Source organism: Saprospiraceae bacterium (genome assembly GCA_016709995.1).
GTDB lineage: Bacteria > Bacteroidota > Bacteroidia > Chitinophagales > Saprospiraceae > JADJLQ01.
This window is the reverse complement of the sequence record JADJLQ010000001.1, coordinates 2,809,893-2,826,878: the sequence shown is the minus strand read 5'-3', so window position 1 is coordinate 2,826,878 and position 16,986 is coordinate 2,809,893. Positions and strand designations below refer to the sequence as shown.

Here is a 16,986-nt window from a genome sequence, read left to right as displayed (position 1 = left end):
ACATGGAGATCACCGAAGAGCTGCTTTATTTTATCTGGAAGTTTCGGTATTATGATTTTCAACATCTGGTGACTGCTGATGGAGAAAAGCTCGAAATCGTACATCCAGGTTTCCGCAATGATAATGCAGGGCCCGATTTTTCTCAAGCTAAAATCAAAATCGACGATACGCTATGGGCTGGCTCGGTAGAAATACATATCATGGCATCTGAATGGCAATCACATAAACATCAGCTCGATCCGGCTTACAATAATGTCACGCTACATGTGGTCTGGAAAAAAGATGCTATGACTTTAAATGAGGCTGGTGTCGAAATCCCTTGTCTCGAATTGTATGATCGGGTCGATAGTAGCATGATCCGGCAGTATGATTTTCTCATGAAAAATGAAAAATGGGTGCCTTGTGCAGACCAGATCCATACAACCCCTGACCTTGTAAAAAAAAATTGGTTGCAAAGATTGATGGCAGAAAGATTAGCGTCCAAATCTGCGTCGATCTTAGTAGCACTTAAGCATCAAAAAGAAGATTGGCAGTCGGTAGCCTATCAAAAGTTGGCCAGAGCCCTGGGTACCCAGGTCAATGGTGAGGCCATGGAGATGCTCGCAAGGATATGCCCGCTGAGTATTATCGGCAAACACAAGGATCAGCTATTACAAATTGAGGCTTTGCTCTTTGGTCAGTCAGGTCTTTTACCTACAGCTCATAGTGAACAGGAATACCTCAATAAGCTTCGCCTGGAATATGATTTTTTGAAAAATAAATATACCCTGATACCGATGCAACGCGTGCAATGGAAATTTCTGCGCATGCGTCCTACCAATTTTCCAACCATTCGCATAGCACAATTGGCGAGACTCTTGTTTCAATCACAACATCTTTTTTCAAAACTGATAGCGGCTGAAGAAGTCAAAGAAATCATTCATTTATTAGATGTCACTGTATCCCATTACTGGAAAGATCATTTCACTTTTGACACGGAAGCCTCGTCACCTAAAGAAAAAAGACTTGGAAAACTATCTATCCATACGATCGTGATCAATACGGTATGTCCTTTGTTATTTGCTTATGGTCTGAGTACCGATGATGAAAAATATAAAGAAAAGGCTTTGAGGTTTTTGAGTGAATTGCCGGCAGAGGTCAATGCTATCACCAGGTCCTGGGCAGCACTGGGAGTGCAGGCAGACAGTGCGATGGACAGTCAAGCTTTAATTCAATTGAAAAACAATTTTTGCAATGAGAAAAAATGCCTTTATTGCAGTATCGGGCATCAACTCTTAAAACAAACGAAGTGATCAGGGAATACCTTGTAAAAGTTTTATTGTCTCCATTTTCATTATTATATGGCCTGGGAGTAAGTATTCGCAACCTATTATACCAAAAAGGAGTACTGCGACCGGCCCGATTTGATATCCCGATCATCAGTGTGGGTAACTTGAGCATCGGTGGTACCGGCAAATCACCTCATATCGAATACCTGGTTCGATGGCTCAAAGAATATATGCCCGTAGCCATTTTAAGCAGGGGGTATAAAAGAGAAAGTACCGGATTTCAGCTTGGCCAACAATTTCCCTCTGTAAAAATCATCGGAGATGAGCCTTATCAGTTTCTGTCAAAATTTCCTGATGTCCCGATAGCAGTATCAGAAAATAGAGAGTTGGGCATACCGTATTTGTTAAAGTCTTATCCTGATACCAGGCTCGTGCTTTTAGACGATGCTTTTCAACATCTCAGTGTCAAACCGTATATCAATATCCTACTGACTTCTTACGAGGCCCCTTTTACCAGGGATTATCTGTTGCCTTCCGGGAGACTGAGAGAATGGAGATCAAGTTATACCCGTGCAGATATCATCATCGTGACCAAGTGCCCTCCGGGATTGATCAGTACTGAAGCCAGCACCCTCCTCAAAGAAATAAATCCGGCAAGTCATCAATCTATATTCTTCACCGAGTACAACTACCAATTGCCGTATTATATTTTCAACCCACGATATCGTATCAATTGGAATAAAGAGATGTATGTCCTACTGCTCTCAGGTATCGCCAATACGGATTACCTGGAACTCTATTTAAAAGATCGGGTGGCCCATGTACAGCTTTTATCTTTTGCTGATCATCATTGGTATAGCAACTTTGATCTGGGCCAGATCAAACGACAATTTGATGAACTGCCCGGGCCCAACAAGCTGATATTGACCACAGAAAAAGACGCTTCCAGGCTCAGCCTGCATCGGGGCTATTTGATCGAGAATAAAATCCCGATGTTTGTCCTTCCGGTAGAAGTCAATTTTCTATGGAATGAAGAACAAAGATTTAAAGATACTATAGCTCAAAAACTCATTGAATTTAAATCATAAATCATATCGATCGCTTTTATACAGTCTGATCTGTATCATAGCCACTTCCGTACAGCTACAAGCACAAAGTACCACGATCCCAATAGGTTCGGATCAGGAATATTGGGTCGACAGAATGTGTATGGACCATGGGACACCACCTTTTTTTCACAGAAATATCAAACCCTATTCCAGAAAAGACATCATCGATTTGTTGATTTTTTGGGAAAGCAAGAAATTGCTTAAACCCTCAGATGCTCCTTTTGTAGAGTACATGAAAAATGACAATAATGAGTGGGTCTGGAAGTTAGATCAAAACCTGCCACCAGAGGCATCGGAAAAAAAATACATAGACACTACGGGGACTCATTATTATTTAGAAATCGGTGACTCCGGTAGCAGGAGTGCCTTACATTATACCTATAGTGAAAAGCCCATTCTCAAATATTTCTACCAGTCGCCTGCGCACCTGGTAGAGGTCAATCATAAGGATTTTTACCTTCGGGTCAATCCTGTAATCAATGTCCAGGCGGGCAGAGAACTCAATCAAAGTGAAAACATCCTCTCCAATCAGCGAGGTGTCGATTTTAGAATGGGCATCGATGATAAAATATATATACAGAGTTCTATCCTCGAAAATCAACAGTCCTTCCCTTCCTTTTTTAGAGATAAAATAGAAAAACACAGATCCTTGCCCGGAGCAGGATTTTATAAATATCTTAATACGAGTTCGATCTATAAGCCATTGGGCTATGATTATTTTAAAGCCAATGCGCAGTTTGGAGTGCAAGTGAGCAAGCATGTGCATGTACAGCTTGGTCATGGCACCAATTTTATCGGTGATGGTATGAGGTCCTTATTTTTATCAGACTATGCCCAGGAATATTTTTTTCTCAAGCTGAATACCCGGATTTGGAAATTGCATTATCAAAATATCTTCGCGGAGCTGAGCGCATCTACTCAAACCAATTCAGTGATTGGCAATGAATTACTTCCCAAAAAATATATGGCGGCACATACCCTTCAGATGCAGCTATTGCCCCGTTTGAACATCGGATTATTTGAGACAGTTATATTTCATCGCAAAGATCATTTCGAATTTCAATACATCAATCCGGTCATCCTCTATAGATCGGTAGAAGGGTCTATCGGCAGTCCGGACAATGTCATGCTGGGTATTAATAGTCGATGGGATATTCATCATGATCTTTCCATTTATGGTCAGCTCCTGATCGACGAATTTGTGAGCAAAGAAGCTTTTAATCCAAAGAGAGGCTGGTGGGGGAACAAATTTGGTGGTCAGTTGGGCATCAAATATATCAATGCATTAGGGATAGATCATTTGGACCTGCAAGGGGAATACAATTCGGTGAGGCCTTATACTTATTCTCATTTTGACAGTACAGCCAACTATACCCATCAGTTGACTCCCCTGGCTCATCCCCTTGGAGCAAATTTTAAAGAATGGTTGTTAAGGGCGAGGTATGCACCTACCACCAGGTGGCAAGCTTCCGCCTACTTATTAGCATCAAAGCAAGGAGATGATCCTGATCCTGCCAAAAACTTTGGCGGAGATCTGACCAAACCATATACTACTCGTGCCAGTGATTACGGCAATACGACCACTCAAGGTGAGCTTAAAAGTATCTATAACCTGGGGCTAACACTATCCTACCAGGTATTTCACAATTATTACCTTGACTTGCATACTTTTTATCGCAAAGACATCAAACATCCTGAGGAAGTGACCAAGTATATAGGAGGTGGTTTGAGAGTAAATTTTTGGAGAAGGGATTTGGTTGAGTGAGAAGGGCTCGGCTGGGCCTCGCTGGGGATTGCCACGTAAATCACGGAGGAGCACAGAAGGGTTTTAAAACTGCATGATCCTCATAATGCCTCTGAGCGGTATGATAGCCCAGGCTGGCCTACTATTTAATTCGTATCCTAATTCGTAGACTGCTTTTTCGAGCAAGTGATATCGAAGTAAATAATGGATCTCCGGTTTATAGCCAATGTCCAGCCCGCCTTTTATAGCTGTACGGATGAACCCCTGAAGATAAAGGCCGCACAATAAATGGTAAAATCTTTCTGCAAGGTCAAATAAATCATCCTGTGACAAGGACCATTTAATATCCTCATTGAATAAAGTGGCATAGATAGCATAATGAAAAGAGCGCAGCATGCCAGCGACATCTTTGAGTGGGCTTTGTTTTACTTTCCGGTCACGGATAGTACTTTCGGGCTCGCCTTCGAAGTCGAGAATATAAAAATCGTCTGTGTGCACCAACATCTGTCCAAGATGAAAATCACCATGTACCCTCGTGCGCATACTCCTGAGCTTACTTTCATCAAAACCAAGGATTTCCTCCAATACTTCATTGCGCTTATCCAGAAAGGTCTGCCCATATTCTCGTGCGAGTCCTCTCAGCTTGGTGATATTTTTTTCTAAAAGCCCTATACGTTGGTCAAAAAGATAACTTACTTTGTTTTTTAGCCAAACACTGTAGTCCGGATTAAAGGGTACCGGAGTAAAGGATACCTGCCCATTGTCCTTGGCCAGGGCGATATGCATTTGGGCGGTGCGTTTCCCCATGGTGATAACCGCTTTGATAAAATCCTTCGTCAAAAGCTCTGTAACCTGCGGCGACAAATTACTGGCCTTGATGGGTTCAAACAGCTTTTCTTTGCTGGCCCAGCTCAACCGGAGCTTAGGGTCTTTATCAAAATTTTCAAAAAATACATTGACTTTGTCCAGCATCCACCTCCAGGCATCCCCTTCGTTATCTACTTTTTGTTGCATCAAACCCAGGGAGATGGGCGATTTATCCGGCCTCAACCAACTGATGCCGCCAAGATATTGGGCAGTGTATGGAAATTGATTTAGATTCAAAAATCGGGAAATCTCCAAATCAGGGTTGCTCTCAGGAAATACCCTTCTAAACCATTTGAAAAAATAATGGTCATTGTATACTATAGAGGTATTGCTTTGTTCAGCTTTTAATATTTCTGAAGTTTTCTTTGATTTGGACGAGACCTGAAAAGCATCAGCTCGCTCGAATTGTATGACCCCATATCCGGGGTTGATCGACTTGTTTTTGATCAGATAGGCAAATAATAATTCTCTGAATAAAGGGATGTACAAAGCATCATATAATACGCCTTCTATTTCTGCTGTCTCTATTCTGCAGATATAGGGCAAAAGTGCGTAGGCACTCTCTTCTTGTTCAGGTACCAGAGCGAGAGGTAAAAGATATTGCTGACTGAAGGCTTCTTTAAACTGCACTTCGAGGATCAGGATGTAAAACAAATTGGTTTTGTCATTGATCTTAAGGTGATGTTGGATGCGGATATGTTTGATGGTGCTGCTTTTGCCGGCAAACCATCGGCAGTTCTGGATATAATCAGGCAGGCTCAGCTCTTCGAGATCTCTTTGGAATGCTTTATTGTCAAACACGGCATCCCAGGAGATAGGGGTGATGATTTTTTTTCCGATTTCCATATTTAGATAGTATTCGCAAGGTAATCAGGATTCCCGTAATCAGCAGTAAGCAGAGGTGATAAAAAACCTAAAATGAAGAATCCACCAGAGGATTATACTGTGACCTGCGACCGAACCCTGGAAGATTTTAAAACTCACGTTATTTTTGTGTTTGTATCTTGAGCCATGCTTTTGAATAGAGCCCGTCAGTTGTTGAATCATAAATGGATAGAGTGGAGTATCATTTGCTCTATGATATTGGTGATGTCCATGATTTTTTTTACACCGGATTATGCTATCATCAGGAAACTGACAGCGCATGCCTTTGAAGCTGTGATTTTGTTTTTGGTATCGGCCATGGTATTTATGGTTTTAAAATCGCCCAGAGTGATGTTTACTTGCCTGGGCATATGTGCAATATTGTGTCTCTATCTCAAACAAAAAAGTAATAGTGGCATCAAATCGCTCTTCAATATATCGAGCCCCGATTTTAGTATCTGTCAGGTATTGATATCCGGAGGATCAGATCAATATGAGATGGTCTCCAAAAGCCTGCTCAACAGTAAAGCCGATATCATCAGCATTCAAGAAGTGACTCCAGATTGGGCTATAGTATTAAATGATGCATTGAGTGAGGTCTACACCTATGAAGCTATGCTCAGTAGGATCGACCCCTATGGCATGGTTATCTACTCAAAATTTCCCATTAAAAAAGTGGACACTTTGATGTCTGTTGATACTTCAGGAGCGATGCTGATACCTGCGCTCAAACTGAGCCTGGATGTCAATGGTCACCAGCTTGAATTTATTGGTTGCCACGTGTTGCCCAGGCTAAGTGTAGGTGATTTTGAAAAAGTACAAGGATTTTTTAATATGATCAGCCAAAATGCACAATCCAATACCGGTGAAAATATCATGATTTCCGGTGATCTGGGAGTGACTCCCTGGGATGGAGTGCTTCAGAGCCTTATCCAATCTTCAGGACTGACATTGAGCCGTCGCGAACCCCATCTGTTCGTCCAACCATTTGAACATATACTGTATTCTTCTGACATCACCTGCAACCAATTAAGGGAAGTGCTTACCCCTGAGCGATTTCATCTCGGCATTCAGGGATATTATGTTTTTGCAAAAACTCAGTAACTCCCGATCCAGATTATTCATCGCAGCTTCTTCTCAAATCATTTGATAGGAGCGATATTCTTAAAACATTTCTACTCCAATACAAACTCGCCCCCGGTATATATCTTGCCATTCACCTGTACATCTATTTTGTGAATGCCTTTGTAGTGCACTCTGGTACTAAAATCCACTATTTTTTGGTTTTTAAGAATTTCGACTACTTCTCCTTTATTCAAAGTAAACTCTTTTAGTTTGAATACCTTCGGAGCATGGCTGCCCCCTTTTTTTACATAGTGAACAATATAGTCTATTAGGATTTTCTGAGGATTATTTGATATCGACCTGATCTTACATTTAAATTGTATCGTCCCACCTAGTTTAATTCGAGATGGAGTAATCTGAAAATCTTCTACATTGATGCAAGCTTCTGATTTCACACCAAACATGGATAGCGCCGCAGAATTCCCTTTTTTGACCAAGGTACGACTGGCATGTTTGATGATCCAGGCGGTGTGCTCATGAGATTGATCCCAACTTTCAACCAGGGATAGCATATACTCCGGATTTTCTTTGGAGATATCGTTGAGGTGATTGGCTACTGATTTTCTGACATACAGCTCCTTGTCTGATTTTAAGTTATTTAGAATGGGCGTAGTCAGGGAGGGATCCTTGATGATCTCATCCAGCTTAAAGGACCAGGGCAGTCTGGGTCGGCTGCCCTCTGAGGACAGCCGCCGTACATGGTAGTCCCGATCCAAAGACCAAGCCTTCATAATGTGTAAAGTCTGTTCAAAGTCCTTCTTTAAAAATGATCGCACTGCAAATTCTGAGGAGCCATACTGCGTATAATTTTTAAGCGCTTGCATAGACAAAGTCAGGTGATCCAATCCATACAATGATACATAATCTGGAAACACCAGCGTGGTATATCCCTTGTCCATTTTTGGGATCAAATCATCGAGGATTTGGAGCGCTGACTTATAATCATCCGGCAGATATTTTTTAAGTACCATCGAAGTATGTCTCATTCTTTGATTGAGCGATCGTGCCGGTAGCCCCACTATCAGGTCCTGATACATTTTTTTCTTGTCGACCCGGAGATATACTTCTGATACATTTTTAACTAATTTTTTAAAATAAGTCTCATTAAACATTTCTTTTAACGGGTCCATTCGCCTGTAGAATAATATCAGTGATTAAATAAATAGAGATCGTCTATATTTGTGTATGGCTAAAAATAATGTAAAAAAGGAAAGCAGAAGAAAATTTATAGGTGATTTGAGCAAAGCATCTTTAGCAACCGGCATGATGGCAACTACAACAAAAAATAGTGGGAATGAATTGAAAAAAGCATTTATACATCATGTTTTTTTCTGGTTAAAAAACAGCGATAGCACTGAGGATAAGGCTAAGCTGATACAAGGGCTGAGAAAACTATCCAAAGTCAAAACCATTCAGCAGTTTCACATCGGTGTGCCCGCTGATACCCGCCGGGAGGTGATCGATAGCAGTTATTCTGTGTCCTGGTTTGTTTTATTTAAAAATGGTAAAGATCAAGCCAGTTATCAGACAGATCCGATTCATCTCAAATTTGTAGATGAATGCGCCCAGCTGTGGGGAAGAGTGGTCGTGCATGATACGGTCGATGCTATTGTGTAAGCCTTCCGATACCAAACTGATCTGCACTGCTGGTGGCCATTTTGCCAGCAAAATCGATCTCAACCATTTTTTCACTTTGCACTGGGATCCCGTGTTCATCTTGTAAGGTCAGTAGTATCTTTTTCGTTTTCACATCGATGACTTCGCCGGTAGCAGGATATGCATAGTCCCCGGTTCGGGTAAAGGTGATCCAGCCCGGCTGATCGCGGAGCGCAATACTTTGAGTTTGTACCGGAGGCGTGTCGCCATTCAGTTTAAAAATGTGCATTTGTTGATTAAATGCATCCGATAGCCACAGCTCAGTTTCGTCCGGAGTCAGACCTATACCGTGACTGGGACAACCATGTCTTTTGACAGGCCCCTTTTCAAATCCATTGACTTTTATAGCATACATTTTATTGCCATGGACCAGGTCGCCAACTTCAAACCCCAGGAAATCATTGATATTGACATAGACTCTGGTTTGTTTTCCATTCACAGTAAATGGTCGGATGGAATTGGCAAAAGGACCGACCTTCCGGGATTGGGTTGGGTCTGAAGCATTTACAACAGTTAGATAGGGAGATCTTAAGCCTTCCAGGTAGACCTCTTTGCCATTTAGTCCGTAGATCGTATTGTGTGCTCCACTATTAGGACTGACTGTATGTTTTAAGTCACCGGTGACTGCATCCAGTACATACCAATCTTCTTGCTCAAAGCTTGGTACATATATTTCCTTTCCATCCGGAGAAATGGACAGGCGGTCACATCCTTTTGCAAATGGTTTTTCCCAAAGGATTTTTTCAGTCTGAAGCTGAATGCATTGCAGGCTATGTATAGTGGTGACATAGACGCATTGAGTCGCAAGGCTGACGGCGATACCTTTTACATTGGCCGGCTTGCCATCCAACCCCATACCCTGAGTAGATATTCTTTTGACGAATTTGTGACCCTTGTCGATATCATAGACCAGGATGCCATGTCCACCGTATTCGAGGTAGTTTCTGATACCCGGCACAGCCACATAAAGATATCGGTGGGGCTTAGCATCCAAACTGTCAGGTCCAATTGATAGATGGTTCGCAAAAGGCCATCCAAAGGCCCACCAGATTAGGAGATAAACTATATTCATTCAATAAAGATATATCAACTAAAATTTATTATCTGCATTTAGTAGTTTTATGGTTTTAATCTATCTCTATCTCTATCATGGAAGCTACCATACTGAAGGATCTCTCCGCCACCTATATACTCAATGAGGATCAAATAAATTTTTTTCAAAAAAATGGTTTCATCAAACTCAAACAAGTATTGTCCGAGGCCACTCTGAAATATATGAATGCGATCATCTCTCAGGAGGTAAAGCGACTTAATACCCAGGATCTGCCTATGGAGCTGCGTGACACCTATGCTAAAGCATTTTTGCAGATTATGAATCTTTGGACCAAGTCTGAGGAGGTCAGGGAGATCGTCTTTGGAACGAAGCTGGCGAAGATCGCGGCTGAGCTACTCCAGGTCACCGGAGTCCGGATGTATCATGATCAGGCACTGTATAAAGAACCAGGAGGAGGTCACACCCCATGGCATGCAGACCAATACTACTGGCCGCTGGTGACCGATCGGGCCGTGACGGTATGGATCCCATTACAGAAAACGCCTTTAGAAATGGGCCCGCTAGAATTTAGTGCCGGCAGCCAGAATTTGCGTACTGGCAGAAATAAAAAAATCAGTGATGAAAGTCAGGCCCTCTTAGAACAAGCACTCAAAGATCACGATTATCCTCATGTCATCGAGCCTTTCGACGCCGGTGAAGTCAGTTTTCACCTGGGCTGGCTTTTTCACAGAGCCGGGCCCAATAAAACCCAAACTATGCGCAGCGTCATGACGATCATCTATATGGACGAAGATATGCGTCTAAAAACTCCTGAAAATGAAAACCAGGTGGCTGATTGGGAAACATGGTGTCCCGGTGCTGAAGTAGATCAGGTAGTCGATACGCCTTTAAATCCGGTTATATATACTACCAAGAAAGAAGTCTAAAATTTCTTGTTAATGCTTCTATCCAACCAGTTTTCGATGACAGGTAGGAACCTTATCAGAAAAAAATAAGCTGCAAAAATGACACTGATCAACGCAGCCAACAAAATCATATTTTGCTTCCTCATAGCCTGGCGTTTTTCAGAATAATATTCATTGTACTTGCCTTGAAAACGACGCGAGATCCTGGTTTTGACTGCTTCAATACTGTCATCCTGCATGGCTTTTATTTCTTTAAGCCTCGCTTCACGCTGTTCTTTGACAGGATCCCAATAGCGAGCGCGCATCTCGAATTTGAGCGGTTTGATTTGTTTAAATTTGATCAGACCCATCTTTTACAGGATTGATGATTAAAGGTAAAGTTATGGGACAATGATTAAGCGTATGCTCTTTCATTGATTTTTTCCATATAATAGATAAAAGCCTTGTTGACTACTTTATTTCCCCCTGGGGTAGGATAGTCACCAGAGAAATACCAGTCACCAGTATGATTGGGGCATGCTTCATGCAAGCCTTCAAGGGTCTGGTAGATAACTTCAATCTCCAAATCCAAATCTACAGGTTTGACGATTTGAGCGATCTCGGCAGATATTTGTTCTGGAGTAAACTCCTTATACAAGGCTTTTACTTCATTAGTGACTTCTTCTTTTGGCTTCTTCTCCTGTGCTTTACATCTTTGATAGGCTTCGTCCAGCAGATATTCTTTATTGTTTTTACGAAGTAACTCTACTAAAGCCTGGAAAGCTACAAACTCTGACATTTTGGACATATCAATACCATAGCAGTCTGGAAACCTGATCTGTGGGCAAGAAGACAAAACGATGATCTTTTTTGGTTTTAATCTAGCCAGGTTGCGCAATATGCTGTTGCGAAGCGTAGTGCCCCGCACGATGCTGTCGTCGATCAGTACGAGGGTGTCGATTTTGTTTCTAACGATCCCATAAGTTACATCATATACATATCCCACCATTTCATTTCGGATTTCTTCATCCGCTATAAAGGTCCTGAGTTTTTCATCTTTGATGACTAACTTCTCTATCCTCGGCCGCCAATTCATGATTTCATTGATCTTGGCTTCTGTGAGATTGTCTTTTAGATCGAGTAGTTTTTGTTTTTTATAAGCATCTATACTGATCTGCAGGCCTTCTACGAGGCCAAAAAAAGCAGTTTCTGCAGTATTAGGCACATAGGAGAATACTGTGTTTTCAAAATCATAGTTGACTGAACGCAGTACAGGATCTACTAACTGGACTCCGAGTTTTTTCCTTTCCAGATAGATGTCCCTGTCTGTCCCCTTAGAAAAATAGATTCGTTCAAAGGAGCATGCCTTCCGCTCGGGTATGTCATCGATAAAAGGCACTTCTGACACCTGGCCATTTCTTTTAATGATCAGTGCATGACCGGGTTTGAGCTCTTTGACATATTTAGCAGATACGGTCAGTGCAGTCTGGATAGCTGGTCTTTCGGAGGCCATCGCCACAATCTCGTCATCTTCATACCAATAAGCTGGTCTGATGCCGTGAGGGTCTCTGATTACGAATGCGTCCCCGTGACCGATCAATCCGCCCATCACATAACCACCATCAAATTTTTTACAAGCTCGGCGCAGCAATCTTTGCAGATCGAGATTGTCAAATATAAATTGATTGATCTCCTCGTTGGAGTAACCATCCGGTTTGTACCAGTTAAAGAGTCGTTGCACTTCATCGTCGAGGAAGTGACCGATTTTTTCTAGGATAGTTACTGTGTCTGATTTTTCTTTGGGATATTGACCAAAGGATACCAGCTCTGAAAAAAGCTCTTCTACATTGGTGAGGTTAAAATTGCCTGCGAGCACCAGGTTTCGGCTGATCCAGTTGTTTTGTCTTAGAAAAGGGTGGACTGTTTCTATGGTATTGGCACCGTGTGTGCCATATCGTAAGTGACCCATGAGTAATTCGCCGGTATAGGGCATTTGCTTCCTAAGCCAGGCTGGATTGTCTAATAATGCCGGTTTAAGCCCCCTGAAATTGTTGAATACATCATTAAATAAGTCCGTGAGATAATTGACACTGTTGCTCCTTTTACGACTGATGTATCGGGTACCGGGCTGAGCATCCAGTTTGATGGTGACCAGGCCGGCTCCATCCTGACCACGGTTGCGCATTTTCTGCATGAGCAATTGGAGTCTATAGAGCCCATAGAGTGCCGTACCATATTTTTCATGATAGTACTCGAGTGGTTTTTTGAGTCTTACTAAGGCCAGACCGCATTCGTGTTTGATGCTATCACTCATACTATTGGGTTGGTAAAGTAATGTAAAATTAAGCCAAAGTTAAGTATATCCCTATAAGGAGAACTTATATAAAAACAAATAAAATGTGATAACCAGACTACAGGCTTCGTATCTCAAAGAACTTCAGTAGCTTAACTCAGAGGAATTAATATTGACCATTGGCATTACTGCCCATATATCCTCCCCATTTGACAGGTTTTTTCATTTTTATAGAGGTGCTCACTCTTTTGGTTCGCATACCAAGAAAGATCAAAAGATCATCCGTGGGACTATAAAACTGGCTGTAGACGATGTCCAGATAACCATCATGATCCAGATCACCCAGGTAGGGAGTCGAGAATATATTTTTAAAACCCTTGAGCTGTTCTATATTCTGTATTTCATGATTTTTGAAGTTAATGGCTAACAGTTTGTTTTCGATATCCAGTCTGCTGGTGGCAGTATAACCACGATTGCAGTCATACTCATTGATACTGATGATCACTTCGTCCGTGCCATCATGATTGAGGTCATATGCTACAGGCGATGAGAATCCTGCGCAGCCAATAGAATCGGTGAAAGCGATACGGCCATCTTTGCCATCTAACAGGACCTGCACTGAGCCTGTGCTATGCGGCCACACCCCTCTGCTCACGAAAGTAAAAAAATCAGGGGTCTCATCTCCGGTAAATTGACCGACGGCGAAGCTATTGCTGGATTCTGAAGCAGGGATCGTCGTGCTCCAGATCATCTTTGAAGTACGGCCATCTATCGCAAATACAGAACTACCATGAGATATAGATATAATATCAAGATATTGGTCATGATTGATATCCGCCAGCACGGGAGGACCTATAAATCCCTGGCTGGTGGGCTCGGTTGCAATGATAACGGCATTCTTAAGTTGTCGATGCATCAGATCTTCCAATCGGGCGAGGAATAGATGACCGCCAAAAGTCTCTCCACCACTACCAAAGACGATCCATTGACTTTTGTCAGGTTGTTCAAAATATAAAGGAGCCATATAGGACTCTCTCCCATCTGGCATCAAGTCGGCTGCAAGCACTTGACCTGACTTACCATCAAATACCATCAGTACGCCTGGGTATCGGTGGATGGAATCATTGGGGCTGGCAGCATGATTGCCCCCGTTTTGAATTAAAATGTCCTTCACGCCATCATTATTTTGATCGGGTACCAATACACTGTTGTAAAAATTGTAGTGAGCATATTTGAGTACCGGATCAGTGGAGTCCGGCCTGGTATATGACCAGATCACCTTGCCATTGCTACCATCTATCGCTTTTAAAAAAGCCCATCTACCACCTATGATGACATCTTGGGTTTGATCACCATTGATGTCTTCGAGGGTAGCTGAGCCATATACCTGATCATCGGACGCCACTTGCCAAAGCACCTTACCGGTCTTGCCATCGAGAGCCAGAACCCCCATATCTGTAGGCTGATATTCGTTTTTGCAAGCCCCCATTACCAGGTCATCCACTCCATCGTGATTGATATCGATCGGCCTGGGTGAAGACTGAGAGCCAATACCTGCAAAGCTTTGATCCCAAACGATCTTTGTAGGGTGAGAGCGGCAAGCCTGGGTTAAAAAAATAGTTAATACTGCGTAAAGAGGAAATGAATATACGACTGTCTTTTTAATCATATTGAGTTATAAATGGAAGTTCAAAGGTAATGATATAACGCTCAATACAGATTTTTGAAATCGCTTCCAGTACCTGGTCATAGGTCAAGAATGCCTTGCAGGCCATGATGGTCGGTTCAAAAAAATTGAATCAAATTTTTTTCGGAACTTGTTACCCTGATATGATGAAGCATAAATATATTTTCCTTGGGTCATTGCTCTTGATCTTTAGTACTACGCTGCATGTGAGCGCCGACGATGGATATCGTCTTTGGCTTAAATATGATAAGATCACTGACGCTGCCATTTTAAAAAGCTACTCCGGTGTCATTAAAAGTATTTCACTGCAAGCTCCATCCTCTGCTCTCAACGACAATGCGCTCAAAGAATTAAAAACCGGTCTCCATGGATTGTTGGGCAGCTCGATTCCAATCTCTGCCGCTTCAAGATCTAAACAAATAGTGCTCCAACTTATTCCACCCGAGGGAGTGATCGACCATGAAGAAGGCTATCGACTGAGTTATGATAAGAAGTTGATCCGGATCCAGGCGACGACTGACCGGGGTCTTTTATACGGTGCATTTGGACTACTCCGGCATCTACAAATGTGGCTACCTCTTGAGCAACTGGATCAGACTAGAGCTCCTAAAATCAATCTCCGAATACTCAATCACTGGGATAATCCCAACGGCACAATCGAAAGGGGATATGCTGGTTCTACTCTGTGGAAATGGGCTGATCTGCCGGATTGTGTGGATGAGCGATACACTGATTATGCACGGGCCAATGCTTCTATAGGGATCAATGGAACGGTAGTCAATAATGTCAATGCCAGCGCCAGGTTTTTAGACAAAGAATATTTATACAAAGTAGCAGCCTTAGCCAAGTTATTTCGCGGTTATGGTATCAAGACCTATCTATCCATCCGATTTACTGCACCTACCTACCTGAGTGGATTAAAGTCCGCTGATCCGCTGGATCCTGCTGTTAGACAATGGTGGAAAGACAAAGTCGATGAGATCTACCAGATCATCCCTGACTTTGGTGGTTTTCTGGTAAAAGCCAATAGCGAAGGTGAGCCTGGTCCCCAGGATTACAATCGTACCCATGCTGATGGCGCCAATATGCTTGCAGAAGCCCTGGCGCCACACGGAGGCATTGTGATGTGGAGAGCATTCGTGTATAAAGCCGATCCCAACAATGACCGCGCCGCAGAGTCCTACAATGAATTTAAGCCTCTGGATGGGGCTTTTAAAGCCAATGTAATGGTTCAGGTCAAAAATGGTCCTATTGATTTTCAACCCAGAGAGCCATTTCATCCGTTGTTTGGAGCTATGCCTCAGACCCCGCTGATGATGGAGTTTCAGATCACCCAGGAGTATCTGGGTCAATCAACCCATTGGGTCTATCTGGCCAATTTATTTAAAGAAGTATTAGAGTCGGATACTTATGCCCGGGGACCAGGATCTACTGTGGCCAAAGTGATCGACGGGAGCCTGGATCATCATCAACTCACCGGCATCGCAGGGGTAGCAAATACCGGCTCCGATCGCAACTGGTGTGGTCATATTGGCAACCAGGCCAATTGGTATAGTTTTGGCCGTCTGTCCTGGGACCCATCACTAGCCACCACTGTCATTGCAGACGAATGGATCAAAATGACCCTAACACACCAACCAACTGCCATCTCTATGATCAATGACCTCATGATGAAAAGCCATGAAGCTTGTGTGGACTATATGACACCGTTGGGGCTCCATCATATCATGGGTGAAAGTATCCATTTTGGCCCTCAGCCCTGGTTAGAAAAAAGCCGCCGCGCAGATTGGACATCCGCTTATTATCATCGGGCTGATAGTGTGGGGCTGGGTTTTGATCGCACGATCACCGGTAGTAACGCGCTTGGATTATATGCCAAAGAGATACAGCAACGCTGGGGAGATCCTGACAAAATCCCACTCCAATATTTATTATGGTTTCATCATGTAGCCTGGGATAAACAATTGCCTGGGGGCAAGACTTTGTGGGAAACGCTTTGTGCCCATTATTATAAAGGGGTATCACAGGCGACTAAAGCGTTACAACAATGGCAATCGCTAAAACCTTCATCCATAGATCCTGAAGTATATGCATCTATCGAAGGCAAACTCAAACGACAGCAGTGGGAAGCAGAATGGTGGAAAGATGCCTGTTTACTTTATTTTCAAACCTATAGTAAGATGGATGTTCCCTCCCAGTACCCTAAAATCATTCGTTCTTTGGAGGAACTCAAGGAATTAGTGCGCTTATACCAGATGCGGTGAGGTGGGTGATGCTAAAACCAAAAGGTCGTCCCTCTGGGACTAGGTTGAAGGTAGGTGGGACTCCGTATACCAAAAAGTCGTCCCTCTGGGACTAAGAAAATCCTTGTGACTTAAAAACAGTTTCTTAGTGTATTTTGCATCATAAACTACAGATTGATTTATAAAAAGAAT

13 protein-coding genes are annotated in these 16,986 nt (G+C 42.7%); 7 read left to right on the top strand and 6 right to left on the bottom strand.

Going from position 1 to position 16,986, the window contains the following annotated elements; translation table 11 throughout:
* The first annotated feature begins 2 nt into the window (after positions 1–2).
* From IPJ09_11945 to IPJ09_11935, 3 genes are read left to right on the top strand one after another with little or no spacing between them, the layout of a single operon-like run.
* Positions 3–1,292 carry a DUF2851 family protein gene (locus tag IPJ09_11945; GenBank protein ID MBK7372128.1) on the top strand — a complete coding sequence of 430 codons (1,290 nt, stop codon included), beginning with the start codon at positions 3–5 and terminating at the stop codon, positions 1,290–1,292.
* Positions 1,289–2,356, top strand: a complete 1,068-nt coding sequence (lpxK, locus tag IPJ09_11940) for a tetraacyldisaccharide 4'-kinase (GenBank protein MBK7372127.1) — start codon at positions 1,289–1,291, stop codon at positions 2,354–2,356. Before IPJ09_11945 ends, lpxK begins: the two co-directional genes overlap by 4 nt.
* Complete coding sequence (locus tag IPJ09_11935) at positions 2,340–4,142, top strand: hypothetical protein (GenBank protein ID MBK7372126.1); 1,803 nt, start codon at positions 2,340–2,342, stop codon at positions 4,140–4,142. The genes lpxK and IPJ09_11935 overlap by 17 nt, the downstream gene beginning before the upstream one ends.
* A 63-nt stretch (positions 4,143–4,205) precedes the next feature.
* On the opposite strand, the gene IPJ09_11930 is transcribed toward IPJ09_11935, so the two are convergent.
* On the bottom strand, positions 4,206–5,834 hold the full coding sequence (locus tag IPJ09_11930) for a trehalose synthase (GenBank protein ID MBK7372125.1): 1,629 nt from the start codon (positions 5,832–5,834) through the stop codon (positions 4,206–4,208).
* 165 nt (positions 5,835–5,999) lie between these two features.
* Here IPJ09_11930 and IPJ09_11925 point away from each other — a divergent pair, with 165 nt between their 5' ends.
* Positions 6,000–6,956 (top strand): endonuclease/exonuclease/phosphatase family protein, encoded by a 957-nt coding sequence (locus IPJ09_11925; protein ID MBK7372124.1) that lies wholly within the window; start codon positions 6,000–6,002, stop codon positions 6,954–6,956.
* A 71-nt stretch (positions 6,957–7,027) separates the two neighbouring features.
* Here the strand turns inward: IPJ09_11925 and IPJ09_11920 are convergent, their stop codons facing one another.
* Entirely contained in the window at positions 7,028–8,107 is a 1,080-nt protein-coding gene (locus IPJ09_11920; GenBank protein ID MBK7372123.1) for a DNA alkylation repair protein, read from the bottom strand.
* Between the two features lie 55 nt (positions 8,108–8,162).
* Between IPJ09_11920 and IPJ09_11915 the strand changes: the two genes are divergently transcribed.
* Positions 8,163–8,594 (top strand): Dabb family protein, encoded by a 432-nt coding sequence (locus tag IPJ09_11915; GenBank protein ID MBK7372122.1) that lies wholly within the window; start codon positions 8,163–8,165, stop codon positions 8,592–8,594.
* Here IPJ09_11915 and IPJ09_11910 read toward each other — a convergent pair.
* A complete protein-coding gene (locus IPJ09_11910) occupies positions 8,584–9,705 on the bottom strand; it encodes a hypothetical protein (GenBank protein MBK7372121.1) in 1,122 nt (373 codons plus the stop codon). The genes IPJ09_11915 and IPJ09_11910 overlap by 11 nt on opposite strands.
* A gap of 77 nt (positions 9,706–9,782) precedes the next feature.
* Here IPJ09_11910 and IPJ09_11905 point away from each other — a divergent pair, with 77 nt between their 5' ends.
* A complete protein-coding gene (locus IPJ09_11905) occupies positions 9,783–10,613 on the top strand; it encodes a phytanoyl-CoA dioxygenase family protein (protein MBK7372120.1) in 831 nt (276 codons plus the stop codon).
* Here IPJ09_11905 and IPJ09_11900 read toward each other — a convergent pair.
* From IPJ09_11900 to IPJ09_11890, 3 genes are all read right to left on the bottom strand, one after another.
* Positions 10,610–10,942, bottom strand: a complete 333-nt coding sequence (locus IPJ09_11900; protein ID MBK7372119.1) for a hypothetical protein — start codon at positions 10,940–10,942, stop codon at positions 10,610–10,612. The genes IPJ09_11905 and IPJ09_11900 overlap by 4 nt on opposite strands.
* Before the next feature lie 44 nt (positions 10,943–10,986).
* A complete protein-coding gene (locus IPJ09_11895) occupies positions 10,987–12,885 on the bottom strand; it encodes an amidophosphoribosyltransferase (protein MBK7372118.1) in 1,899 nt (632 codons plus the stop codon).
* 145 nt (positions 12,886–13,030) lie between these two features.
* On the bottom strand, positions 13,031–14,533 hold the full coding sequence (locus IPJ09_11890; GenBank protein ID MBK7372117.1) for a PQQ-binding-like beta-propeller repeat protein: 1,503 nt from the start codon (positions 14,531–14,533) through the stop codon (positions 13,031–13,033).
* A 164-nt stretch (positions 14,534–14,697) separates the two neighbouring features.
* On the opposite strand from IPJ09_11890, the gene IPJ09_11885 reads away from it, so the two are divergent.
* Positions 14,698–16,815: an alpha-glucuronidase gene (locus IPJ09_11885; GenBank protein ID MBK7372116.1), complete on the top strand. Its 2,118-nt coding sequence runs from the start codon at positions 14,698–14,700 to the stop codon at positions 16,813–16,815.
* Positions 16,816–16,986: the final 171 nt, after the last annotated feature.